The organism is Eudoraea sp. (assembly GCF_039969275.1).
In the GTDB taxonomy this organism is placed as follows: domain Bacteria; phylum Bacteroidota; class Bacteroidia; order Flavobacteriales; family Flavobacteriaceae; genus Eudoraea.
On sequence record NZ_JBDVOC010000010.1, the window covers coordinates 184,078 to 210,808 of the forward strand.

At 39.9% G+C, this 26,731-nt stretch carries 18 protein-coding genes; 7 read left to right on the forward strand and 11 right to left on the reverse strand.

Annotation, left to right across the window (positions count from 1 at the left end):
• The first annotated feature begins 60 nt into the window (after positions 1 to 60).
• Positions 61 to 1,473, forward strand: a complete 1,413-nt coding sequence (locus tag ABJH90_RS08715) for an ADP-ribosylglycohydrolase family protein (protein WP_348138410.1) — start codon at positions 61 to 63, stop codon at positions 1,471 to 1,473.
• A gap of 22 nt (positions 1,474 to 1,495) precedes the next feature.
• Here ABJH90_RS08715 and ABJH90_RS08720 read toward each other — a convergent pair whose 3' ends face one another.
• A complete protein-coding gene (locus ABJH90_RS08720) occupies positions 1,496 to 3,166 on the reverse strand; it encodes a DUF2813 domain-containing protein (protein WP_348138412.1) in 1,671 nt (556 codons plus the stop codon).
• Between the two features lie 285 nt (positions 3,167 to 3,451).
• A complete protein-coding gene (locus tag ABJH90_RS08725; protein ID WP_348138414.1) occupies positions 3,452 to 4,009 on the reverse strand; it encodes a transposase in 558 nt (185 codons plus the stop codon).
• 521 nt (positions 4,010 to 4,530) lie between these two features.
• On the opposite strand from ABJH90_RS08725, the gene ABJH90_RS08730 reads away from it, so the two are divergent.
• From ABJH90_RS08730 to ABJH90_RS08745, 4 genes are all read left to right on the forward strand, one after another.
• The gene (locus ABJH90_RS08730) at positions 4,531 to 4,812 is read left to right on the forward strand and encodes a type II toxin-antitoxin system RelE/ParE family toxin (protein ID WP_348138416.1); all 282 of its coding nucleotides are present in this window, start codon (positions 4,531 to 4,533) and stop codon (positions 4,810 to 4,812) included.
• Between the two features lie 11 nt (positions 4,813 to 4,823).
• Entirely contained in the window at positions 4,824 to 5,126 is a 303-nt protein-coding gene (locus ABJH90_RS08735) for a HigA family addiction module antitoxin (RefSeq protein ID WP_348138418.1), read from the forward strand.
• Between the two features lie 343 nt (positions 5,127 to 5,469).
• Complete coding sequence (locus ABJH90_RS08740) at positions 5,470 to 6,213, forward strand: DUF6090 family protein (RefSeq protein WP_348138420.1); 744 nt, start codon at positions 5,470 to 5,472, stop codon at positions 6,211 to 6,213.
• Positions 6,214 to 6,288: 75 nt separating this feature from the next.
• Positions 6,289 to 6,717: an SRPBCC domain-containing protein gene (locus ABJH90_RS08745; protein ID WP_348138422.1), complete on the forward strand. Its 429-nt coding sequence runs from the start codon at positions 6,289 to 6,291 to the stop codon at positions 6,715 to 6,717.
• Positions 6,718 to 6,932: 215 nt separating this feature from the next.
• On the opposite strand, the gene ABJH90_RS08750 is transcribed toward ABJH90_RS08745, so the two are convergent.
• The gene (locus tag ABJH90_RS08750) at positions 6,933 to 9,089 is read right to left on the reverse strand and encodes a molybdopterin cofactor-binding domain-containing protein (RefSeq protein ID WP_348139355.1); all 2,157 of its coding nucleotides are present in this window, start codon (positions 9,087 to 9,089) and stop codon (positions 6,933 to 6,935) included.
• Between ABJH90_RS08750 and ABJH90_RS08755 the strand changes: the two genes are divergently transcribed.
• Positions 9,016 to 9,171: a hypothetical protein gene (locus tag ABJH90_RS08755; protein WP_348139371.1), complete on the forward strand. Its 156-nt coding sequence runs from the start codon at positions 9,016 to 9,018 to the stop codon at positions 9,169 to 9,171. The two genes, ABJH90_RS08750 and ABJH90_RS08755, sit on opposite strands and share 74 nt — an antisense overlap.
• Before the next feature lie 16 nt (positions 9,172 to 9,187).
• Here the strand turns inward: ABJH90_RS08755 and ABJH90_RS08760 are convergent, their stop codons facing one another.
• From ABJH90_RS08760 to ABJH90_RS08785, 6 genes are all read right to left on the reverse strand, one after another.
• Complete coding sequence (locus ABJH90_RS08760) at positions 9,188 to 11,449, reverse strand: molybdopterin cofactor-binding domain-containing protein (RefSeq protein ID WP_348138424.1); 2,262 nt, start codon at positions 11,447 to 11,449, stop codon at positions 9,188 to 9,190.
• A 10-nt stretch (positions 11,450 to 11,459) separates the two neighbouring features.
• The gene (locus ABJH90_RS08765) at positions 11,460 to 11,924 is read right to left on the reverse strand and encodes a (2Fe-2S)-binding protein (RefSeq protein ID WP_348138426.1); all 465 of its coding nucleotides are present in this window, start codon (positions 11,922 to 11,924) and stop codon (positions 11,460 to 11,462) included.
• Positions 11,925 to 12,020: 96 nt separating this feature from the next.
• The gene (locus ABJH90_RS08770; RefSeq protein ID WP_348138428.1) at positions 12,021 to 12,629 is read right to left on the reverse strand and encodes a flavodoxin; all 609 of its coding nucleotides are present in this window, start codon (positions 12,627 to 12,629) and stop codon (positions 12,021 to 12,023) included.
• A 15-nt stretch (positions 12,630 to 12,644) separates the two neighbouring features.
• A complete protein-coding gene (locus ABJH90_RS08775) occupies positions 12,645 to 12,779 on the reverse strand; it encodes a hypothetical protein (protein ID WP_348138430.1) in 135 nt (44 codons plus the stop codon).
• A gap of 56 nt (positions 12,780 to 12,835) precedes the next feature.
• Positions 12,836 to 13,282, reverse strand: coding sequence for a nuclear transport factor 2 family protein (locus ABJH90_RS08780; protein WP_348138432.1), 447 nt, complete (start codon positions 13,280 to 13,282; stop codon positions 12,836 to 12,838).
• 19 nt (positions 13,283 to 13,301) lie between these two features.
• Positions 13,302 to 13,754 (reverse strand): nuclear transport factor 2 family protein, encoded by a 453-nt coding sequence (locus ABJH90_RS08785; RefSeq protein WP_348138434.1) that lies wholly within the window; start codon positions 13,752 to 13,754, stop codon positions 13,302 to 13,304.
• A 219-nt stretch (positions 13,755 to 13,973) separates the two neighbouring features.
• Here ABJH90_RS08785 and ABJH90_RS08790 point away from each other — a divergent pair, with 219 nt between their 5' ends.
• Positions 13,974 to 14,879: a helix-turn-helix domain-containing protein gene (locus ABJH90_RS08790; RefSeq protein WP_348138436.1), complete on the forward strand. Its 906-nt coding sequence runs from the start codon at positions 13,974 to 13,976 to the stop codon at positions 14,877 to 14,879.
• Positions 14,880 to 15,391: 512 nt separating this feature from the next.
• Here the strand turns inward: ABJH90_RS08790 and ABJH90_RS08795 are convergent.
• Positions 15,392 to 16,045, reverse strand: a complete 654-nt coding sequence (locus tag ABJH90_RS08795; protein ID WP_348138438.1) for a 4'-phosphopantetheinyl transferase superfamily protein — start codon at positions 16,043 to 16,045, stop codon at positions 15,392 to 15,394.
• Positions 16,046 to 16,072: 27 nt separating this feature from the next.
• Positions 16,073 to 26,518: an amino acid adenylation domain-containing protein gene (locus ABJH90_RS08800; RefSeq protein WP_348139357.1), complete on the reverse strand. Its 10,446-nt coding sequence runs from the start codon at positions 26,516 to 26,518 to the stop codon at positions 16,073 to 16,075.
• Between the last annotated feature and the right edge of the window lie 213 nt (positions 26,519 to 26,731).

Sequence of the window (26,731 nt, forward strand, 5' to 3'; positions counted from 1 at the left end):
AAACAAAATAACCTATTTTTAAAGACTTAAGTTAAACTAACCACCTAAATTACAAGCAAAATGAAGCAAACGCTTAAATTAATATTTCCAGTAGTGACTTCCCTCCTATTTGGTTTACTTATTTTATCATGCAAGGATGCTCAAAAAGACAAGTCAAAGCCGGTTGAAAATACACTGGCTGATCCTGAACTTACATATAATCCCTATTCATCAAAAACTACAGATAAGGTGATTTCTCGTGCGGACTATTCCAGCAAACTATATGGATTTTGGCTGGGCCAATGCATCGCAAATTGGACTGGCCTCGTTACCGAAATGGACAAAATTGGGAACATAGGGGAAGTTAAAACCGGGCCATTTTATACCAGGGAGGATTGGGGAACACCAGACCAGCCAAGTATTTGGGGTGAAGGCGTTCCTAGTGAATTATCAGAAAACATAGATTTTGTATTTAGGGGTGAAGATGAGATTTGGGGTGCAGATGATGATACAGATATTGAATATATGTATCAGCATTTACTGTATACGAACAAAACCAGCATCTTATCTGGAAAGCAGATTAAAGAAGGTTGGCTGAAGCATTTAAAACACGAAGAAGAAAATTTCTTATGGGTGTCAAATCAAAAAGCACTTGATATGATGCTCAATGGTGCGGTTCCTCCTGAAACAAGTGACCCGGAGATTACTAAAGACAGTATCTATGATAATTACCATGAGATGATTGATGCCCAGCTAACTACTGAAATTTTTGGTCTTTTCTCTCCCTCCCGACCCGATGTAGCCTTAAAAATGGCCAATTTACCCATCCGCACAACAGCCCGGGAAAATGCACAATGGATCTCGGAATTCTATGTGATCATGCATTCACTGGCCTCAGATGTCGACGAAAAGTTGTCCAAAAAAGAACAGATAGCATGGATGGCACTTCAAGCCAGAGAACACCTTCCAAATGATTCATATGCTGCAAAAATGTACGACTTTGTGAAAGGTAAGTACGATGAAAACATCCCATGGGAACAAGCACGGGACGACTTGTATGAACGGTATCAGGTAAACCAGGAAGATGGGTATACCATAACCTCCAAAAATATTTTTTGCAATGGTTGTTTCGCTGCCGGAATTAATTTTGGCGCTAGTATAGTGAGTCTTTTATACGGGGAAGGAGACATAAAAGAGACGATTAAGATTGGAGCATTAGCCGGATGGGATTCGGATAACCCCACTGCCACCTGGGGTGGTCTTTTGGGCTTTATGCTCGGGAAAGAAGGCGTGGAAGAAGCCTTCGGACGAAAATTTTCTGATAAATTTAATATCCATAGAACGCGGGTTAATTTTCCAAATGACGGATTAGATACTTTTGATGAAATGGCCAAAAAAGGCATTTATATAATTGACCGGGTTGTGCAGGAAGAAATGGGTGGAGGCATAGATCTGGAAAAAGATATGTGGTATATACCTCGAAACGGAGGGTGACCCATTTAATCAATACCAAGGTTTAGTTTTTACGGGCCTGCTCAATACAAGTTTCTATCATTTGGGAGAGCGTATCCGGGATGGCTTCCAGGCCCTTGGCGGCAATAGCTTCAATAATACTTAAGGCCAGGAATGGTTTAGATTTATTTTTTATGGCCCTGCGAATAGTTAGGCCCGGTTTATTCTCATTCTCCGGAACATTTAAGCGTTGGGCGGCTTTAATATATTCTTTTTTAAAGCCATTGTACCAGAACATATGCTCAATATCCTTTTGCTTTAGCCTGGTCGTGGGATTCTTAATGTTGTGTTTACTTGCAAAATCCTGTATCTGTTTTTCATAGCGCTGACCGGCTTCATCACCATCTACCAGGACATGCCAGCCAATACCCAGGTCTGTAGCATATTTTAATAAGGGAGTTAGACCTGATTGAGCAAAATCGATAACTGATATGCCCTCCTGCAGAAATTCATAGTTCATGATCCTTGCCAGGTGAGGTAGTATCCAGTATTCAGATTCTCCCTCAACGAGAATCCAGAAACGATCAAAGGAAGCCGAACTGTACTTAGCTCTGAGATGATAGGATAAGCGGCGTAAATCTTCATTGGTGTAAAGCTGCGAATCGATACTATTTACCTGGATCAAACCCTGCTTCCTGCGTAACCTTCTGATCGATTTTAAAGGAACCCTGCTCAGTAACAAACCTGAATTTGTGGTTATGATCTTTTGCCAGCGGATCCTACCCAGTAAGATGCCAATAGTTGCAAGAGTAGTCTTGTGCAGGAAAGCTTCGGGGTGCTCAAAAATAAGCAAGGGGCGCGAATATTTTTCAAACTTTTTAGGGCCGGAGCGTAGTAGCGCATTTACTAATACGAGGGTTGCCAGTTTTTCTGTGAGCCTTTGAAATCGCTTTAAAGCCTCTGCCAAATTCTCTTTCTCAGTGAGGGATACCATTTGTAAAATTTCCCTGATTCTTACCACCAGTCCATCCTCTTTCTTTAATTCCTGATTGGGTTGCCCATAATGCTCAATTAATTCTTCCACGGCATGAAATCCCTTATTCACAGAAGCATTGGTATCCTGAGTGGTACCAAGAAGTATCTCATTTACCGAAGTAAAAATTTGATGCCTGAGTTGGTATTCATGATCAGTATCTGCAGGATTTTCATCCTCAACAGCTTCCACGATATTTAAAAACCCTGTTAAAATCCCAAATCTCAGATGGATTACGGGTATTATCCTTCTTATCGCCGCAAGTACCCGCGGGTCTTTGGTAACTGCTCCGTTTTGTAAGTTAGTACAGCTCCATGCCATAGTACTATCGGAACCGGATAATAATGAAACAAAAGAAGCTTCTAACTTGGGTTCCTTTTTTAGCTCTTCTTCCGATTTAACGGAAAGCAATTCTAGCTCTTTAAATTCGTCAAGCCGGGCATTGTTTTGAAGTTTTAATAAAAGTTTGATCTCAAGCCTTTTTTCCGGGACCTCCTTTTCAGGATCTTTATAGAAGTGAAATGAGGTAAATTCCGGGAGTTTATCATCCAATTTGGGGTTAAGGGATGCTGAAAGGACTTCCATGAGTGTAGATTTCGCTAAATCGTTTTCGCCAATGAGAAGCGTAATCTGGTCAAAGTTCAGAAGTGCATGTTTAATAGCTCTAAAATTTGTAACTTCTAATGAGATTAATTGTAGCAATGCTTATTTATTTTGTTTGAGGAATTAGCCCAATTTAATTATCTATGGTCTCTGTCATAACATTTATAAGTACAAGATAAGGAGTATACCAAGGGAATCCTAGTATGCAGATAGCCAAAAAAGCAGGCCGTACTTTTGTTTTTAGATAATCGCATTAAACCGTTGCTACCGCCAGTTTGTAACCATCACTACCTCTTGCTACCCCCAGTTTGTAACTGGTGGGTAAACCTCACTACCGCCAGTTTGCAAATGGCGGGTATCATAATAAAGCAGATAAAATACAACCTATCCTAAAAAGCCCATATTATCTATTTCCAAAATGGCATGATCTGCGGAAAAGTTTCTTGCACTACTATATTTCCAATCCACAGGATTCATTACAAAACCAGATTCAACCGGATTATTATGAATGTAATTAATCTTTTGTTTAATAACTTTTGTACTCCACAATTCAATAGGTTTGTTATGATGCTGCCAGAATTGCCTATTAGATATATTGCTTTTCTTCTTGCCGGCTTTTTCGAACATGTATAACAACCATTCTTTCCTGCTTTCTTTTGGGTTTTCTTCTATTGATTTTGTTATTTTTTTTGAAGTACATTTTTTGAAATCCCGTAAAAGGCCTGATGGATCTTCATTTGCAGAACGAAACAATAAATGAACATGGCTTGGCATAAAGCAATAAGCATACAACTCCATTCCTTTTTCCTTTCTGCAATAATCTACACTTTGTGCTAGAATATTAAAATAAACCTGCCTTGTAAAAACGTCTATCCAGTAAACAGTAGCAAATGAAATAAAGTAGGGCGCAGATGGATTGTGAAATTTATAATTTCTACTCATCCCTGCAAAGTATGTTTTGTTAGTGCAATATCATTTCATAAGAATATGGTAATTCTAATAGTTATTGTAATGGATTGGTATACCGGGCAGGCCAATAGTTAGAAGGCTAGCTGTAGTATACCACTAGTCAAAGACTGGCGGCAACCGGGGGATTGGTATTTTATCCATTTTATTCCGTTCTAAATTCATGGACATATCAAAAGCGTTTTCGGACTATCGCGTCTATATATATAGTCATTGGATTTTGGGCAAGTGCAGTTGCGCCCCTGGAACAATTGATGGAATGATTTACATGCGACCTGAAATAACAATAATGACACATTTGAAGGTACAGCCTGAGATAATAATTCAAGGGCTTTTGATGTCTGCCTGGATATCAAAATGGATGAAACCAAAGAACATTGCTTAACCCAAAATAAACGCTATTAAAACAGGCGTTTATTTAAACGTTAGGCAACACATCAAAGGGATTCTCGATTTAAAATAAAATACTTATCTTTGGCGTTAGTAACGTAAAAGGTATGATAATATCCTTTGGCTCTAAAGAGACCGAATCGATTTGGAATGGAGCGCGTGTAAAAAAAATGCCACTCGATATTCAAAATATGGGAAGGCGAAAATTAAGAATGTTGAACAACTCACAGGATCTGTCCGATTTAAGGATTCCTCCATCAAATCGACTTGAAAAGTTGACCGGGAAACTTAAAAATGTTTATAGCATACGAATCAATAAACAATGGCGGATTATTTTCAAATGGAGCAGAGGAAATGCCAGTAATGTTGAAATTATAGATTATCACTAAAAAGAATTGTCATGAGAAAATTAGCAAATGTACATCCGGGAGAAATATTGATATTCGAATTTCTAGAACCTTTGGAGATAACTGCTTACCGACTTTCCAAAGATTTGAAAATTCCTCAAACACGAGTATCTGAAATCATAAAAGGAAATCGACGTATTACCGCCGATACCGCGCTGCGACTAAGTAAATATTTTGGTAACTCTGCCAAGTTTTGGCTGGGATTACAGGACGACTACGATATTGAGGAAGAACGAGAAACTAAAGAGGCAGACTTTAAGGAAATAAAACGATACAACGAAAAAAACGTTGCTTAATATCGAATATAGCTTATGGCTTTCAGAGCAGCATCTTGAACGCCCAGACCTGCAAGGAAACATTGCCGGTCCGACCAGATAAAAAATTAAACCCGCCACAAGCCATATTCAAGACCGTTAGCCTTCATTGCTACTTCGGCCTACTTAGCCGACCGTGTATCGCTGAAGCTTTAGCGGAGGCACAAATAGCTAGGCTACGAAGGCTGAAAAGCTACCGTAGCAGACATTATGACCAACAACTAACTAATGATAAAATTCTTTTGAGGGCCCAACGATAGGCAAAGATATGGTAGACCTTTAATCGTGAGAAGCCAGGTGGTATGGGTTAATTTAAGTGATAACTATGATCAAATTTTTTAGAAAAATTAGACAAAAATTATTGACTGAAAACAAATTCAGCAAATATCTGTTCTACGCTATTGGAGAAATATTACTTGTAGTGGTAGGAATTCTCATTGCTCTTCAAGTGAATAATTGGAATGAAAGAAAAAAAGATCGAAAATCTGAATATAAATCATATCAAAAAATTCTTTCTAGTTTACAGAAAGACTCCTTAGAATTAGTAAAAATTATTAGAATTCAGGACCTAAGTTTAGAGAGTCAAAATATGTTTATGACCACAGATCACTCTATTTTACTTGGCTCATTGGGAGCAAATGAAATCGACCATCATTTGCTTCAATTTAGAAATGGGGTACTTAGTTTTTTCCCAAGGTATGGAACGTACAAAACGCTTTTGTCAACAAGTGGCATGGATAATATCAAATCCGAAAAGATAAAATCGTTATTGATTGATCTATATGATTATAAGTACAAGAGATATGAGAATATTGATGCAGTGATAGACCAGAAATTTGAATTTGGCGTAGTCCCCATGCTTAGCAGAGATCTAGGATTTATGGGATTTCAGGATGTGATCAAAAAATCTGTAGATTTGGAGAAATTTGAAGAAAATTATAGTGAACTCGTCCTTTCATGTGAGATGAACTACATAACAAATATGGCCGGTAAAAACATACTTCATGATATTCAAAAATCCGTAAATGAATTAATTGATGTAATTGATAAACAATTAAAAAAGGAATAAAGAAAGGCTAACAATGGCTATAATTCATTTAGCTAGATTACTAACTAGAAATTTATCTTATTTTTAATTTAATACATGGCTTATTCCATTCACCACGATTTACTGATTAAAGCTCCTATACACAAAATTTTCGAGGCTATAACTGAACCCGAACATCTAATAAACTGGTGGCCGCTAAAATGTGAAGGAATTCCAAAAGAAAACGAAGATTATAATTTTTTCTTTACATCAGAATACAATTGGTACGGGAAAGTTATAAAATTGGAGAAGAACAAATCTTTTTACATCAAAATGACTAAATCTGACGCAGATTGGGATCCAACTTCTTTTGGATTCGATTTGGAAAAACAAAAAGGCGATGTTCTGATAAAATTCTGGCATGTAGGATGGCCAGAGTGTAATGCACACTTTAGAGGATCATCATATTGTTGGGCAATGTTGCTAAACGGATTAAAAAATTATGTAGAGAAAGGAATAGTAGTACCGTTTAAAGAAAGAGAATAAAACATTTGCTAACAAAACCTAAAAGCAATTCGGACCCTGGTTCTTAATCAAAAGGTTGAGGTATTTTTGTGAAGTCCGTAAAATCTTTACGCTTTTGCCTTTGACGAAAAATAAATCTAAACTAAAAGCCTTTGCTAAGGTAAATGGCGGAAAGGAAAACCCAGCTTTGCCCCCGCACTACTGATAGCTCGGAAGTTATACGCCACCTCTTTCTTTTATATAGTGAAAGGTTGATTATAAAAACGCTTACCAGTAGCCTTATATAATGCATTTGCTACTGCCGCGAAAATGGGTGGAAAGGTCGGTTCTCCTAGTCCGGTTGGGTCTATATCATTCTCAACAAAATGCACATCAATCTCTTTAGGCGATTCGCTCATTCGAATCATGCGATAGGTATCGAAATTCTTCTGTTCGGGCATACCATCTTTAAAGGTAAGTTCCCCAAAAAAGGCATTACCGATTCCATCGACAATTCCTCCTTCAGCCATGTTTTTCGCGCCATCAGGATTGACCACAACACCACAGTCGAGCGCACAAGTAACTTTTTGCACCACTGGCTTGTTGTTTTCCATTACCAAATCAAGAACCTGTGCGACATAGGAGTTGTGGCAAAAATAGGCCGAAACACCACGATGGACATTGGCCTCTGAAGCGCCCCAATTTGATTTCTTCCTGACTAATTTGAGTACTCCGGCCAAGCGGTCGGCCTCGTAGTCATTATCCTCCCCAACTGGATTTTCTTTTGCCCGTTCCAACAATTCCAATCGAAAATCGATGGGGTCTTTTCTGACGGCTTCCGCTACTTCATCCAAAAAAGATTGTTCCGCACTGGCAATAAAATTGGAGCGCGGTGCGCGAAAAGAACCAACTGTAAGGTTGCTGTCAATGGTCCAATCCTCGGCCAAATAATTATCCACTGCACCAGCAGGGAAGCGATTTGCTGCCAAAGGACTTTCGGGAATGCCACCAGCTTTAACATGAAAGGCGATTAGGTTATTATTGGCATCAAGACCTGCTCTGAATTTTGCATGGTAAGCAGGACGGTACACACCATCGGTCATATCATCTTCACGGGTGTAGATCAATTTTATAGGGGTTTTCATTCTTTGTGAAATCAGTGCGGCCTCGATTGCCCAATGGGCGTATGATCTTCGTCCGTAGCCCCCACCCAAACGGGTCATTTTTATTTCGATATTTTCCAAGGGTATTCCAGTGCGAGCGGAAAGGGTTTGCTCGGTGAATTCCGGTTTTTGAAGTGGCCCAATAAGTTCTGCCCTGCTATCTTTTACGTCGGCAAAAAAGTTCATCGGCTCCATACAGTTATGTACCAAAAAAGGAGCGGTATACATGCGTTCGATAATTTTAGCAGCTTTCTTGAATGCGGTTACAGGGTTACCATCTTTTCGTTGCACCGTTGCTGGTTTGTTGGCCATGGCTTCCATTTGGGCATAATGGCCATCTGTATTTTCCAGTCCAGCAGGAGTATGCTGTTCCCATTTATTACCAAAGCGATCTCTAATTTCCGTAGCACTTTCTATAGGCTCGCATTCTATTCTCAACGCCTTCTTGGCATTCATGACTTCCCAAGTAGAATTGCCAACTATCACCGCAACCTCGTTAAAGGTGCGGGTATCAAAAAAGGTCTTTTCATAATCGTCATTAAAGACTTTTATGGTAAAAATATCTTTTATGCCAGGCATGTTTCTCAAGGCCGCATCATCAATTGATTTCAATTTGAGTCCGAATGCTGGTGGGTGCACGATCATGGCGATCAACATTCCCTCTCTATTTGTGTCCGACCCAAACAAAGGTTTTCCTGTTATGATTTTTGGACCATCAACATTCTTTCGAGAGGTGCCGATGATGTCAAAATCTTTCGAATCTTTTAGTTCAACTTCCTCAGGAACCGGAATTTTAGCTGCGGTTGAGGCCATTTCCCCATATCCTGCAGATTGATCACTTGGTTTGTGAAGCAAAATCCCTGCCTCTGTAGTAATTTCTTCCACTGGAACCTGCCACATTTGGGATGCAGCTTCCTTTAGCATCTGCCGCGCAGAAGCTCCGGCCATTCGTAAGCTTACCCAACTGCGCCTTATAGCTTGGCTTCCACCGATGAATTGACGTGTAAAAGCATCGGTATCCAAATCGGCCTGTTCTACGATTACATCCTTCCAGTCGATATCCAGTTCATCGGCAACGATCATTGGCATGGAGGTTTTTACCCCCTGACCTCCTTCGGGATTGGGCGACATGATGGTGACCAATCCATTGTCACCAATTTTTAAATATCCGTTGAGCTTGAACCATTCCTTGGGCAAAGCAGATACTTCTTCCCGGGTCATTTTACAGGATGCCAGCCAATTGAAGCTCAATAGCATTCCACCGCCGGCCAGAGAAGTAGTTTTTATAAAAGAACGTCTTCCAATCTTTGTTCTTGCAAATGACATTGTATAAATGATATTTTGAATAATTAACCTACTATGGGCGGTCTATCAGAAATAAAAGGCTGCTGATAATGTCTTCTTCCGGTAGCCTTGTATAAGGCATTGGCCAAGGCTCCGAAAATAGGTGGAAACGGTGGTTCTCCCATTCCGGTCGGAGCTATTTCGTTTTGTACAAAATGAACGTCTATCCCTTTGGGAGCATCTGCCATTCGAATCATTTGATATTGGTCAAAATTCTTCTTTTGGGGCACACCATCCTGAAAGGTCAATTCCCCATAAAAGGCATTACCAATGCCATCGATTATGGCTCCTTCTGCCATGTTTTTAGCTGCATCGGGATTCACCACGATTCCACAATCAATGGCACAACAGACGTTTTGTACTACGGGTTTGCCATTCTCATTGGCTAAATCCAAGACATGTGCAGCATAGGAATTATGACAGAAATAGGCCGATACGCCCCTATGGACGTTGGCTTTGTTCTCTCCCCACGCTGCTTTTTCGCGAAGTAGCTTCAACACCCCTGCGTACCGCTCCGCATCATAATCATTCTGCTCGCCAACGGGGTTTTCCTCGGCCCGTTTTAGCAAGTCCAGACGAAATTCGATTGGGTCTTTACCCATAGCCTCCGCCAATTCATCCAAGAAAGCTTGTTCTGCCCCGGCCATGAAATTGGAGCGTGGCGCACGGAATGCGCCAATGGTAATATTACTATCAATTGACCATTCTTCGGCCAAATAATTATCTATGGCACCTGCAGGAAATCGATTGGCAAACAAAGGACTTTCCGGAATACCACCCGCCTTTACATGTAAGGCTATCAAATTGTTGTTTTCATCCAAAGCGGCACGGTAGGTTGCATGATAGGTAGGACGATAGATTCCATTAGTCATATCATCCTCCCGAGTATAGATCAACTTTACCGGTGCATTTACTTTTTGGGAAATTAAGGCCGCTTCCACCACGTAGTGGGCGTAGGCCTTACGGCCAAAACCACCCCCCATACGGGGCATTTCCATTTCAATATTTTCTGCTGGAATACCCAGGCTGCTGGCAATCGTGGGAACAATCAATGAAGGAATCTGAATAGGTGCCGCAATCTTTACTTTATCCCCGATTACATGTGCAAAAGCGTTCAACGGCTCCATGGAATTATGTGCAAGGTAAGGTGCGGAATAACTTCTTTCTATAATTTTGGCAGCATTATTGAAAGCTTCCTCAGGATTACCGTCTTTACGAACCAGTTTTCCTTTTTTGGCTGCTAATTCTTCAATTTTGGCCATATGGGTTTCTGTAGATTCAAGGCCAGCAGGAATATTTCTTGTCTCTTTTCCTCTAAAACCACTAATAGTTTCGGTTTGGGCGGCAATAGGTTTCCAATCCACTTTTAATTGTTTCTTGGCCTGCATCACTTCCCATGTGGAGTTGCCTACTATTGCCACAAGTTCAGGAAAGGCATTGGTATCGAACCCGCCTTTTTCAAATCCATCCTTAAAACTTTTAATCGTCACTACATCCTTGATGCCGGGCATGGCTTTTGCGGCTTTACCATCTACCGATTCCAAGGTCATACCGAAAGCGGGAGGATGTTCGATCATAGCGATAAGCATACCCTCTTTTTGATAATCGGATCCGAACATAAGTTCTCCCGTGACGATACTTTTTGCATCCACATTTTTATGGGATTTACCAATGAGCCTAAAGTCTTTGACTTCTTTCAATTTTACCTCATCGGGCACGGGCAGCTTTGCAGCCGCGGAGGCCATTTCTCCATACCCGGCCAATTGATTACTTGCTTCATGTTGCAATAGACCTCCTTCGGCTGTAATCTCTTCTATGGGTACTTGCCAAGATTGGGCCGCCGCTTCTCGCAACATCTGTCGGGCAGTTGCACCGGCCATGCGAAGGGGTTCCCATCTTCTTCTAATTCCCTGGCTACCACCGGTGAATTGAAAACCGTATTTTTCAGGGTGGTAGGGAGCTTGTTCTACGATGACGTTTTTCCAATCCACATCCAATTCCTCTGCAATCAACATGGGCATGGAGGTTCTGATGTTTTGTCCGAATTCGGGATTGGGCGTATAAACGGTCACCAGACCATTGTCACCAATTTTCAGGTAGGCGTTTATCTCGAACCATTCCTTGGGCATTTCGACAGCGGCCATTACTTTGGTTTGTTCAGGCTTACAGGCATTTAAGATGCTAAAGCCCAATACAAGTCCTCCACTGGCTAGACTCGTGTTCTTGATGAAGGCACGTCTTCCGATTTTTGTTTTTATGAATGTCATTGTTTTGGCTTTAGGAGTTATTACTTTCAGCAGCTAGTTGAACGGCTTTTTTTATTCGGGTATACGTTCCGCATCGGCAGATGTTACCATTCATGGCCATCTCAATCTCGGAATCGGAAGGATTGGGATTGTTATCCAAAAGAGCTGCCGCGGTCATAATTTGACCAGGTTGACAATAACCACATTGGGGTACGTCAACTTCCAACCATGCTTTTTGAACCGGGTGATCCGCATTTTCAGAAAGTCCCTCAATCGTAGTGATTTCTTGATTGCCCACGGCAGATACGGTAAGCACACAAGCCCTAACCGCTATACCACTTAAATGAATAGTGCAAGAACCACATTGTGCAATCCCGCAACCGTACTTTGTTCCGACCAGTTTAAGATGATCCCGAAGTACCCAAAGCATAGGTGTGTTGGGATCAACGTCCACCGTTTGTGTTTTTCCGTTGATGTTTAAGTTGAATTTTGCCATGATTTCTAATGATTTGCTTAAAGTTATCTATTTTGTTGGAATCCTATCGCTTATGAGGCAATGGATTTATTTAAAAAAATGTTAATTCTTATTGCCTTATGGCTTGTTTTTCAACAGTTTGAGTTCACCCAACCATTTTTCAACCTGCCTTTCAGCTTCATTTTTTCTATCCCCCTTAATCGCCAGATAAACTCCATCCCTCTCACTGCCACCTTTCATAGAAAATCCTTTGAGGACATTACTGTAAGGACAAAGTTCCTTGAACTTTTCAAAGCTGTTGCCCAAACCATAACCTCCGTGGGTGTTAAAGGGGATCACGGACTTTCCCGACAGCTTATTTTCATGCAAAAAACTTTTCATGGGCGGGGGCAGTTGCATACCCCATGTTGGGAATCCCAAGAAAATGGTATTGTATCTGGTCATATCAACTTTTGTTTTTAAAGGAGGTAAAAATCTAGTTTCATTTTCATGAGCCACCTGTTTTACAATGGCATCATAATCATCAGGGTAGGGATTTTCCAATTCCAAGGCCACCAAATCACCCCCAACTTTTTGATGTATGATTTCCGCAAGGACTTTGGTGTTGTTTGTTCTTGACAAATAGACAATAAGAATGCCTTCGGGTTTTTGACGTAGTTCTTTACCTCCTTCATGCTGCAAACAACAAGAAAAAAGGAAAAGCAAAGTCAAAAATTTACTCATCATATTCAGATTCAAATTTTACTGATCTATCAATGCTGTTTCAGGACCTCGGACGCCCACCAATGGGATTTTTTCCAAAGCCTCCCTGAAATCCCTTCTGTTTACTCCTTTGTTTTTTGCTTTGTTCAGTTTTGAAATAGTGTTCTTTTTCATTGGTATTTCTTTAAATTTCAATCCTCGCTACATCAAGTTTGACCTTCAAACTTGTATTAATCTCTGGTGAGGAGTTTACTGAATGTCAAATCGGCCAATTTCCAGTTGCTGTTTTCTTTTACATAGACTTCCGTGACCATAAAGGGTGTGGTTACCTCATTATCACCAACGACCGCCAACAGTGTAATTTGGTTCCAAAGAATAACCGTATTTTCGTTTAGTGCTTCCACCATGACTTCATGGACATCCGCCTTTTTGTAATGGATGAATCCGCTTCTAATGATGTCCACCTCCCGGTCTTTCCCCCAAGTACCGCCCATATGGACAAACTTGGCCTTGTCATGGAAAAGTTCTGCAAGCTCGTCCGCATCCTTGTCGGCCATCCATTGCCATTTTTGTTGGGAGAGTTGAGTAATTTCCTGTTCGATGTCCGTGGATTGAGCCAAGGCCACCTGTCCACTTAAAAAGACCAAAAAGAGGCTCCATATTATTTTTCTTGCCATAATAGTGTTTATACTTTATTTAATGTTCAATTTCATGCGTGTCCCGTACACTGCTAAAGGTCAGGTCCAGTAATTTCCAACCGTCCTCTTCCTTTTGATAAAACTCCGTTACAGTAAATTCATTTTTAACGTCATTTCCCCTTACATGGGCGGTAAGCGTAATACGGTTCCAAAGCACCGCGGTGTCGTCTCCAAAAACTTCGACGGCCACGTCATGCACATCAGCATTCTTGTACCAAATACTTCCTGTTTCAATGATTTCAAGCTCCCTGTCCTTTTTCCAGGAGCCGCTCATGTGTACAAATTTTGATTTGTCATGGAAAAGGGATGCCAGTTTGTCCACATCCTTTTCTGCCATCCATTGCCATTTTTGTTTTGAGAGTTCCTTGATTTCTTCTTCAATATTGGCACTTTGTGCGAAAGATGGAACGCTAATTACTACTAAAAGTATTCCGAATAATAATTTTTTCAATTTTATGTGTTTAAGAGTTACTAATGGATATTTTTATTTTTAGACCTTATACCTAAAGTTCATTATGTAGTCTATAAATATTTACTTCTCAAACTTATGGAATATTTAAAACAGATCAGTTACCCTATTTACGGAATTACCTACCATTTTTACTGATTTTGATTAGCTATATGGTTTATTCACAAAACATTAACTAAATTCGGAAAAATATAAATTAGTATGCCTTCAACTAAAGATTTGGTAAAGGTCGATGATTATTGCTCCAAATTCAATCTATCAACATTGCACCCATTGGTAAGTGTGCATGATCTATCAGAAGGAACTTGGGAGGGGCAGGAACATGCTGATGCCGTACGGTATCATTTTTACGGTATTTTTCTTAAACAGGGGGAGGGCTGTATTTTGAAATATGGTCGTCAGAACTATGATTACCAAGATGGTACATTGGTGTTTCTAGCACCCGGACAATTAGTGCATGTAGAGCACATCGATAATAATTTTAAACCTTCCGGCCATGCGCTGCTATTTCATCCTGATTTGCTTTGGGGTACCCACCTGGCTAAAACAATGACCGATTACACTTTTTTTTCCTATCAATTTCATGAAGCACTTCATGTCTCAAAAAAAGAGCGACAATTGGTGTTAGACTTATTTGATAAGATACGTGCAGAACTATCCCAAGGTATTGACAAACACAGTAAAGAGCTCGTCGTTGCCAATATTGAGCTCTTTTTGAAATACTGTATTCGATTCTACGATCGTCAGTTCATTACAAGGGAAAAGGAAAATCTTGGAGTTATCCAACGGTTTGAAAATTCCTTGAATTCCTATATCCAAACAGGAAAAGCCAGGGAGTTGGGTACACCTTCGGTAAGTTATTTTGCGGAGGAACAAAGCCTATCTTCCAATTATTTTGGAGACCTGATCAAAAAAGATACCGGAAAAAGTGCCAATGAACATATTCAGGATAAGATTATTGAAATAGCAAAGCAAAAAATTTTTGATCCCGATAAATCTTTAAGTCAGATCGCTTACGAGCTTGGATTCAAATATCCACAGCATTTTACCCGTCTCTTCAAAAATAAAGTGGGGTATACTCCTAATGAATATAGGAGATTGAATTGATACCGCCAATGCAAGGGCATGACTATGGCGAATTTGGTGCTAAAAAGCGGCCATTTTAAAGAACAGTATAGATATAGGAGAAAACATTTCCATGGAATGTCCCATTTGTGGTCTCTTTTAGTAGTTCCGTTAATTCACCTTTTATGGGACAGGTTTCCCTATGGATAAACCCGTAGTTTCCTTATAAAAAGGTATTGAATTTCTAATAAGAAATTATAATATTAAAGAAAGTAAATGAAACGAAGTTTCGTGCTGCAAGCCCTATCTCGATAGTTATCAGGAACCGAAAGATTGAGAAATCAGGATTTAGATAATCCTAATAAACCCTCATTGCAAATAGAAAAGCGAAGGCTTGCGCCTTATCATTTTTTATTTACTGCATTTCCGAAGTATCTTCAACTCTCAGGAATATATTTCCAATACCTTACTAAAGTGATAAGCCAACCATATATCATAATTAAATGGTTTTCTGACCATTTAACAAATAGCTATTGCATTTGGCACTTTGTTTTTCACAATAATTCCAAATTAACGAGTCTTCGGATAATGCCATCGACAGGTTCCCCCAGGTAAGCCATATGGCAAACATAATCTTCATCTAGGTGAATCTCATGGAGGCTCCAAACAGTTTGGTCAATTTTTACGCGATTATTGTTGTTCGACAGATTAAGATCATTTAGGGGAATAGTTAATCCTTTACCATCTGCTTTTATGATTGCCTCCTTCATTGTCCAAAATTCATAAAAGGTGGTCAGGTTATTGCCGGAGTCTTTAATTTGTGCCCACTCTTCAGTATGGAATTCTTCTTTAAAATCCAGAATATTGATTGATTTGATTTCTTCTATATCTACTCCCAGTTTTGATTGATTGGATCCCGCACAAACCACATACTTTCCTGAATGAGAAATATTGAAATTGAAATCCGAGTTTTCAAAATATGGTTTTTGATACTTGGTATATCTTAGTTTGCTCAGATCATGGTCTATACAAAACGAACTTAACATCTCTCTCAATAGCAATCTACCAAAAAGGCATGCATGAGCATCCTGCCATTTTTTAAATTTTTTAATTTTTGAAATTGTATCAGGTGGTAATTGATTTGTTAATCTCCAGAAAAGATCTGATCTCAGTGGTTTATCAAAATATGTATAGAATAATGCTGTCAATTTGATTACTAATAAATGGAAAAGTAATTATGCTGGATTGCTTGTATGCTTCATATCTAAGTTATTTGTCGTATGATTGGTTAAAAGAGAGTTGCTTATCTTTTCGGCATTTGTCTCGAGAATATTATAGTGGTTGCAATCCAAATTTATTACCTCCACATGTGTTGCTATTAAATCAACATTATTTGCGGTAGAGTTATTAGTATTTTCTCCCTCCGAATTTGAATTTCCTTGATTATTGCCATCGAATGACTGATTTTGAGTGGCTTTAAACAAAACGACCTTGGTATGATTCAAATGGTTACTTATGGAAGAATTTGCCAAATCCCTCTCAGCAATCAAAGCGGAAATTACTTTTTCTACATATGCTGCCTCAAATTTTTTTAACATCGCATTTCTTTCCTGTATGAGAAAATCCTCCTCTTCCTTTAGATCTCTCAAGTTAAGCATACTGTCATCAGGTATAAAAGTATCTAATAGAACAACATTAATACTTCTAAAACCTTTCATTTCCAGAATTGCGGCCATTTCAAGGGCAATTTGCCCACCGAGAGACCAACCAAGTAAATTTATGGGCTCTTTCAATACATATTTTTGTTCATATTCGGATAGGTAGTGACTAGCAAGTATATTTAAGGAATTTATTTTCTTTTTATTGTGAATATTATAATTGTCAATTCCTATGCAATTATAGTTTGCATTTAGAATTTCAGCTAAATTCTGATACATTTCTGAATCAGCGCGCCCAGGGGAAATAAATATCATATCAGTCAGGTTAGCATTGTAATTAAGCTGAAAGGGTTTTATCAGTTCAGAAAATTGCCCACAAATCGACAAGATTCCATCGATTGTCTTGAACTTAAACATGTCGGCCACTTTTATGGTACTTCCTAATGCTTTATTTATTCTGTGTGATACTTGAATGGCCTGTATAGAGTTACCTCCCAACTTGAAGAAGTCATCGGTGATACCTACTTTTTCCAAGCCCAATACCTCCTGCCAGATCTGGCATGTTGCTATTTCGGTCTCTGTCATTGGAGGAACATACTCTTCACCCGATCTAAAGTCTGGATCGGGTAAAGCTCGTTTGTCCAGTTTACCATTGATGGTCAGGGGAAAGGACTCCATCTCTAGCCACGTACTGGGTACCATATAGTCCGGTAGCAGGGCTGACAACTTTTCTAAGATAGCGGTTTGTGTTGCCTCCTCACCATCACTATCTACTACATAGTAACCGACTAAGTACTTATTGCTGCCTGTTGCTGTTCCCCTTTCCCTGGCCAGTACACAGCTCTGTTTTATACCTGGGACTTGAGTCAATGCATGCTCTATCTCGCCCAGCTCTATTCTATAACCCCGGATCTTTACCTGGTCATCATTCCTGCCAATATATTCCAGGGTACCATCGGGGAGCCAGCGCACCAAATCGCCTGTCTTATACAAGCGGGTAAATCCCTCAGCCTTGTCTGCTTCTGTTGCAAATGAATTAGAAATAAAACGTTCTTCTGTAAGGGCTTCATTATTTAGATATCCCCTGGCCAGACCTGCTCCTCCAACACATAACTCTCCAATAACTCCATCCGGAACGGGCACAGCATTGTGGTCTAGGACATAGATTTTAATGTTTTGAATCCTGACATTATTCAACAAATGAGAATTGATAGATACGAGTGATGTTATAGTGGTTTCAGTTGGCCCATACTTATTGATAACTTTGGATATAACTTTTCGGTACTTTGTAAATAATTCTTCAGATAGGTATTCACCTCCAAAGACTACTCTTCTTAATGTGTTTATTCTTGTGGGTTCAATGGCACCTAAATAAGACGGTGTCGAATGTAAATGTGTTATTCGATTATTCACAATGAAGTCTACCAGAACACCACTGTCACGAATGGATTGATTATCAATAACAAATAAGGTACCTCCCGAAAACAGGGACAAAGACAATTGTTCAATTGATGCATCAAAGACATAGTTTGCAAAAAGAAGAAATCTCTCAGAGGACTCTATACTATATTTCTCCTGTAAGTCGCTAATCAAATTAGTTATGCTTCCATGCTCCACCATCACTCCCTTGGGATTTCCTGTGGTTCCAGAGGTATAGACAACATAAGCAAGGTCTGAAGCGCTGCTATATGGTTCTAGATTGGACTTATTTTTAACAAGATAGAGCTCTTCCGTTAAGTCGATATAGACCACTTTGTTGTCAGGAAGAAGTACAGCGCTGTTTTGTGTTAAATGTCTCTGACTTAAAACAAACTCGGCATTTGTATCTGCTAAAAGGAACTCGATCCTTTCCTTTGGATAGGATGGATCTATCGGCACATACGCTCCTCCTGCCTTCAGGATACCCAAAATACCAATGACCATCTCCAGGCTTCTGTCCAAACACAAAGCGATCAAGGTATCTGGTTTTAAGACTTGATTGGTTCTTTTCTTGTATTGAGCCCGAATATGCCTGGCTAGTTGGTTGCTCCTTTCATTGAGCTCCCCATAGGTTAATTGCTCCCCTTGAAATACCAGAGCAATGCTGGCTGGTGATTTCTCTGCTTGTTCTTCAAATAACTGATAGATTGTCTTGTCTCGCGTAAAGTTTTTATTGGTCCTGTTCCAGTTATAAACAATCTGGTTGTAGTCCTCAGGTTGAAGTAATGAAATCTGAGCGTGCGATTGGGTCGGGTCCCTCAAGACCTGATCAAGAATGTTGTTCAAGGTTTCAATATGGTGGTTTGCTTTATCCCTGGTTAAGTGTTTGGCATCATAATTTAAATTGATGGTGAGGGAGCTCTTTTGTTCATAAGCCGAAATACAAAATGGATAATCCACCTTCTCTATTACATTACGGATGCTGATTTTCAGAGCATCTTTACCGTTAACAATGGGTGCTGGGTAGTTTTCAAAAACAAACAGACTATGAAATAGTCGCTCACCTTTGCTTTGTAATTTCGCCAGATCAGTGAAACTATGTGAGTTTAATTCTGATATCTTCTGCTGAATTTGATGTAGTTGAGAGTGTATGGTATCATTGTTCTCCCAATCAATAACCAAAGGAAGGGTGTTGATATAGACTCCTACACTTTCTTCTATCCCTTCTATAGGTAAATTTCTGCCTGATACCGTAGTGCCAACTATACTTCTCGTATTACTGCTGTACACCTGTAGCAACTTATGCCAGATAAACTGCACGATTACATTAATCGTAATCCCTTCGCGCTGACAGAAAGATTTGAGTTTATCATAAATTTTTCCTTTAATCTCTAAAGAGAATGTATCGGGCTGATTTACCCGCCTGTAGCTGCTGAGATCTATAGGTTTACTAAGCAAGGCATTGATGTCATTTGCAGTGTCAACTTCAGCTAACATTTTATGCCAGTAATCTGCGATAGTGTTTTTATGGTTGCTTATATATTCCTGTGCTTCAAGATAGGCGGTATCTTCTTTTATGGGTATTATCCTGTTCGCTGTGAATGCCTGGTAATACTGATGCAATCTTGTTAATAGAATAGGCCCGCTCCATCCGTCTGATATGCTATGGTGCTCAGTCTTTATTATCGTATAAAAATCCTCTGACTGCTTAATGATAAGGAGCCTGAGCAGGGTTGGCTGGGTTAAATCAAATCTTCGTTTTATATCTTCACTCCGGATAGTTTCGATCTGCTCGTCCCTGGCTTGTTGAGTAGGAAGTTCACTGATATCGTGTATCTCGTATTCCAATCTGCCCTTTCTATGAATAACCTGGATAATCTCCTCATCCCAATTAAAGGCAGTACGTAAAATAGGATATTGGGCAATACATGACTGCCATGCGTTGATATACTTTTCGATATCCATGGACTGATGATAATCATACAGATCCTGTACTCTGTAAGCATCGTCCTCAGTCTGGCTTAGGGCATGATAAATGAATCCTTGCTGCAAACTGCTGGCGGGGTAGATGTGTTCTATCTCATTTTGGGTGGCTCGTGCATAAGATTGTAAGATGTCTAATAAAGACTGACTTAATCGAATGGAGTTAAAGTCACTGGGGGTATAACTACTCCCATCCTTTTCTAAGGTTTCCGCACAATGGTTGATGATGGTTTTCAGATGGGATTTCAGGCTATAACACAATTGTAATGTAGTCTCTTCTCCAAACAGAGTTGTAATACTAAATCCAAGCTTTCCATTACTGACCATTCCGTTAATGTCAATCAAATTATGATCTGTGTTAGAGGGGTGCATGCTGATACCGCTATCCTCTGCTAAGATTTGCCAGTCTTCTTGCTGTGTGTCAAATTGCCCTAAATAATTAAAGCTAATCGGAGGTAATTCTTTCTGTGTAAATGTAGTAGTATCATCTACCGCAAAAGCCCCAAACCCTATACCCTTGTTATGTATGTTTCGCAATCTCTTTTTAACAAACTGGATGCTTTCTTTCAAGGTTTTTTGCAACTCCAGTTTAACCGGGAACATCGTTGTAAACCAGCCCAGCGTACGGCTATGGTCTATGGATGGATCTATCGCTTCCCTGCCATGTCCTTCTAAGGTAATGCCCTGGGTATCATTGCCGTTGAGTTCTTTAAGCGCATATGCCAGGGCGGTCAGTAGCAGATCATTGATTTCTGTATGATATGCCTTTGATACTTTTTGTAACAATGACCTTGTTAATGTTTTATTTAATTCCAGGGACGCTATAGTTGGACTGGTCAGATTATATTTAGGTATATCGTATAAGGGCATCCCTTCAAGTTGAGCTTCCCAATAGGATGCTTCTTCAGGGTGTTGTGCGGGATAGGCCTTTACACTTTTTATCCATTGACGGTAGCTACTTCCTTTAACAGGCAGGCTTTTTCCAGTATATAAGTCCTTTACATCATCTACAAGTATGCGCCAACTCACCCCATCTACTATCATATGGTGTAAGGCAAAGAAGAGCCTTGCACTGCCATCTTTATATCCGTATAAGTACCCCATTTGGAACAATGGCCCCCGATCCAAATCAAAGCCACTTTGCCATTCAGTAAGTTTTTGTTGGATTTCCGTTTCCGAAAGCCGGCTGACATCCAAGGTGTTAAGTTGAGGCAATTTTATACTGGGTCGATAGACCTGTTTCCAGGCTTTTTTTCTGAGGTATTTAACCCTGAGCACATCGTGATAATAGACCAGTTTTCCAATAACAGCACTAAGCTTATTTTGATCTAATTCCCGTACTTTGACTAAAAAGCTTTGGTTCCAATGATTGGGTGCCTCGATTTCGCCATCCTCGACCCGCTCAGCAAACAACTGCTGTATAGGTAATAACCCAAATTCTCCTGATAATATTCCTTGCTCTGATTGCGTTACTTCAATTGTATTATTACTACTCAGATGTTTTGAAAGCTTTTCAATGGTTTTGTGTAAAAATATATCTCGTACCTGACAATTAAAACCTAACAGTCGGATTCGGCTTGATACCAGGATGCTCAAAATAGAATCACCACCTATCCTGAAGAAATCATCAGTGATTCCTACTTGTTCCAATCCCAGAACCTCCTGCCAGATTGGGCATATGGCCGTTTCTATTTCTGTAGTTGGAGGAACAAAATCTTCAGCTAATGAATTGAAGTTAGGTTCAGGAAAGGCTCGTTTATCGAGTTTACCATTGATAGTCAGGGGAAAGGACTCCATCTCTACCAAAGCACTGGGAACCATATAGTCCGGCAACACCGATGACAACTTCTCTAATATAGTGGTTTGGCTTAACCCCGCATCTCCACCATCCAATGTATAGTAACCAACTAAGTACTTATTACTGCCGGTTGCTGTTCCCCTTTCTCTGGCCAGTACACAGCTCTGCTTAACACCAGGGACCTGGGTTAAGGCATGCTCTATCTCACCTAACTCTATTCTAAAGCCCCGAATCTTTACCTGGTTATCGTTCCTGCCAATATATTCCAGGTTACCATAGGGAAGCCAGCGCACCAAATCGCCCGTCTTATACAAACGGGTATACCCTTTGGCTATGTCCTCTTCGGTGGCAAAAGGATTGGCAATGAAGCGTTCTTTCGTCAGTTCTTCATTGTTTAGATAACCCCTGGCAAGGCCTGCTCCCGCTATATGAAGTTCTCCAACCACTCCTATTGGAACAGGAGTTTTGTTTGCGTCAAGAACATAGGATTTTCCATCAAATACATTCTTTCCAATACAAGATTGGTATGCAGTGTAAGTCTTCTTATGATTGTCTACTTTGTAAATGTGCGAATCAATTGTACATTCTGTCGGACCATAGGTATTAAATAGCGTACAATTAAAATTGAAATCATCAAGAATTGAGAAATCCAGCTTGTCGCCTCCGGAAATTAATATTTTAATATTGTTTAAAATTGAATTATCCGACTCCAATATTTGATACAAAAGTTGTGGGGGCACATTAATTTTAGTGACATTGTAATCTTTGATCATACTTATGAAAAGGAATAGATCGAAAATTCGGGAGCCATAAATTATTGTTCTGGCACCATGTAATAATGGAATTAGATACTCTTCAATGGCCCCATCGAACCCATAACTTCGATAAAATAGGCTGATCTGTTTAGAGTTAACCCCGTATATATTCTTATAAAAAATACTTTTGCTGGAAATACTTTTTTGCTCCACCATTACCCCTTTCGGCTTTCCGGTAGTCCCCGAGGTATAGATTACATAAGCCAGGTCAGTGGCACTGCTATATGCTATCAGGTTGGAGGTATTTTCTGTTTGATATAATTCTTCTGAAAGGTCAATATATATTACCTTATCCTTTTGAAGCTCTATTCCAATGTTTTTAGATAGCTGCTTCTGACTAAGTATCAGCTCCGCCTTAGTATCCTCCAGGATGTAATCTATCCTTTCCTGAGGATAAGAAGGATCAATAGGAACATAAGCGCCACCTGCTTTCAGCACTGCCATTATCCCGATCACCATCTCCGGGCTTCTGTCCAAACATAACGCAATTAAAGTATCTGGCTTTAACTCCTGTTTTGTTCTTTTCCTGAATTGAGCCCTTATGTATCTGGCCAGCTGGTTGCTTTTTTCGTTGAGCTGATGATAGGTAAGCTCCTGATCTTCAAAAACCAGGGCTACTAGGTCAGGCGCCTTTTCCACCTGCTCTTCAAATAACTGGTTAATCGTCTTGTCTTTAGGATAGTTTTTATCTGTCTTATTCCAATCGTAAACGATCTGGTTGTATTCTTCAGGACGGAGTAAACTGAGTTTGCTGTATTTTTCTTGCGGTGATTCAACCAGTTGATCCAGAATACAGGTGTAATGATCAATCAACCTTGCAATAGTATTTTTGTGGAACAAACTGGTAGAATAACAAATTTCTCCATGTAGTTCTTCCTGACCCTCATCTATGAAGATCGACAAATCAAATTTTACGGTTTCGAAGGCATTAGATCTCTGAAAAGGTTTGAAGTATCTTCTTTGCTCATCTATTGTTTTACTGTCTTGAACAAAACTTTGAACCCCAAACATGACTTGAAAAATAGGATGACGGGACACATCCCGTTCTACTCCAATTACTTCAACTAATTTCTCAAAGGGCAGGTCCTGATGTAGTTGAGCAGCAATCTGATCCTGATGAACCTGGTGGATCAAGTCTTCGTAACTCTGGAATTGTGTTAATAAAGTCCTGTTTACTTGTGTATTAACAAAGAATCCGATAAGCCCTTCGGTTTGCCGGTGATGCCTGTTGGCTATTGGGCTTCCTATTAGGATATCTTGTTGCCCTGTGTATTTACTGAGCAAGATATTTATGCTGCTTAACAGCACACTATGCAAGGTAGTACCAAGGTCTTTGGCCAGGGTCCTTAGCTTTTCACTGGTTTTCCTGGTGAGTGTGAATTCCTGATAAGCCCCCTTATAGTCTGTCTGGTTTGGCCTTGTATAATCTGTGGGTAACTCCAGAGGCTGGTACCCCGAAAGTTTATCCTTCCAATAGTTTAGCTGTTTTTCCAGAAGTTCCCCGTTCAAATAAGAGCGCTGCCAAAAGGCATAGTCCTTGTACTGGATCTCCAGAGGGGGCAAACTAAATTTGGTGTCCTTGTTAACATACGCCTCATAATAAGCAAGAAGCTCCTTTTGAAAAACTTTGGATGACCATCCATCGCTCGCTATATGGTGCGTATTGATTAGCAAAAATGTTCTTGCTGATTTTTTATCTGATGCTACTTTCCCTGATAAAATCTTATACAACTTTACCCTGATGGGATATTCAGTAATTAAATCGAAGGGGTGATTAATGTCCTCTTTAATAATCGCTTCAAAGTCATCCTTATCTGTTAAGCGTACCTCTTCAATTTTTAAGGATCCTTCATGTACCCGTTGCATTCCCCCCTGATCATTGCTATGTTCAATCGTGCTTCGTAATACTTCATGTCTGGAAACAATCTGTTGAAGGGCATATTTTATCCCCTCCATATCTGCTTTGCTATCCAACTCAAGTACCTCTGGTATATGGTAAGCGCTGCTCCCTTCTTCATACTGCTCAATAAACCATAACCGCTCCTGAGCAAATGAAAGAACAGCTGGGTTGGTCTCTGTTTTGGGAATATTAATCTGTGTTTGTCCTAAATTTTTAGACAGTAATTGTAATGGAGTTTTATACTTAAATATATCAGCCACCCTTACTTCACAACCCAACACTTTATTCATCCGATGGGATACCTGAATGGCCTGGATAGAGCTACCACCCAACCTAAAGAAGTTATCGGTGATACCTACTTGTTCCAAACCCAATACGTCCTGCCAGATCTGGCATATGGCCGTTTCTATTTCTGTAGTTGGAGGAACAAAATCTGCGTTAGTTAAACTAAAGTCAGGCTCGGGTAGGGAGAGTTTGTCCAGTTTACCATTGATGTTCAATGGAAAGGCTTCCAACGCTACCAAAGCCGCCGGCAACATGTAGTCCGGCAACACTGCGGACAACTTCTCTAAAATCGTGGTTTGTGTTGGTACCTCTCCTTCACTCTCCTTTATATAGTAACCCACTAAGTACTTATTACTGCCTGTTGCTGTTTCCCGCTCCCTGGCCAGTACACAACTTTGCTTTACACCTGAAACTTGAGTCAAGGCATGCTCTATCTCCCCCAACTCTATTCGGTAGCCATGGATCTTTACCTGGTCATCGTTCCTGCCAACATATTCCAGGTTGCCGTCGGGAAGCCAGCGCACCAAATCACCCGTCCTATACAGGCGGGTATACCCTTTGGCTATGTCCTCTTCGGTTGCAAATGGATTGGGAATAAAACGTTCTTTCGTTAGTTCTTCATTGTTCAGATAACCCCTTGCAAGGCCAGCTCCACCTATGTATAATTCCCCTACAACTCCAATTGGAACAGGAGTTCTGTTTGTGTCAAGAACATAAGATTTAACATTTTGAATCCTGACATTATTCAGTAAGTAAGAATTGATTGATATATGCGATGTTATCGTGGTTTCTGTTGGACCATATGTGTTTATAACCGTAGGAATGCTTTTCTTGTATTTATCAAATAACTTTTTTGAAAGGTATTCGCCACCAAACACAACTCTTTTGACAGAATTAAATTTTGATGGATCTATGGAACTCAAATATGATGGTGTTGCATCTATTTGAGTAATCCGATTATTAATTACAAAATCTGTAAAACCGCTATTATCAAGAATTGTTTTATCGTCAATTACAAACAATGTCCCTCCTGAAAACAAGGATAAGAGAATTTGTTCCAGAGAGGCGTCAAAGACATAATTGGCAAAAAGCAGGAATCGTTCTGAAGATTCGGTATTGTATTTATAAAGTAAGTCTGTTATCAAATTTATTACCCCTCTTTGCTCAACCAGCACCCCCTTTGGTTTTCCCGTAGTTCCGGAGGTATAAATGACATAACCAGCATTCGTTGATAGATTGTATAGCCCGAGATTGGAAGAGTTTTCTTTCTGATAAAACCCTTCGGACATTGCTATGTGAACTGCCTTATCCTTTGGCAACTTTAAGTTACAATCAAAGGTAAGGTCCCTTATAAGCAGTAATTCACATTGACTATCATTAAGTATATAATCAAGTCTCTCCTGTGGATAAGATGGGTCTATAGGAACATAAGCACCACCTGCTTTGAGTACACCCAGTATCCCTATTACCATCTCCAGACTTCTATCCAGACACAAAGCAATCATTGTATCAGGTTTAAGCGTATGATTCGTCCTTTTCTTGTATTGAACCCTGATGTGCCCGGCCAGCTGGTTGCTCTTTTCGCTGAGCTCCCTATAAGTCAATTTCCGCCCTTCAAAGACCAGAGCAATGTTGTCAGGCGTCCTTTCCACCTGTGCTTCAAATAATTGAATGATGGTTTTGTCCCTGGGATAGTCCTTATCTGTCTCGTTCCACTGAAAAAGTATTTGGTTGTACTCTTCGACATGGTTTACTGAGGAAATTTTGTTCGATTTTTTTATGGTTTTCAGATTCAGAAATTTATAACACCTCCCAAAAAAAATAACTTACGGTAAATTATCCTTGGTTGGTATATAATTGAATTAGGTGTTAAGGTAATGCTTTTGAGAAAATCGCACAACAGATAAGGGTTATACCGTCTTTAAATGAAAAGTTCCAGGATACCGCAAAAAGATGGTATTTACTATGGGGGCCTATGTAAAGACGGCTTATTGGCAAACAAAATGCAATAGAGAACATCCAAATCCACAATATGC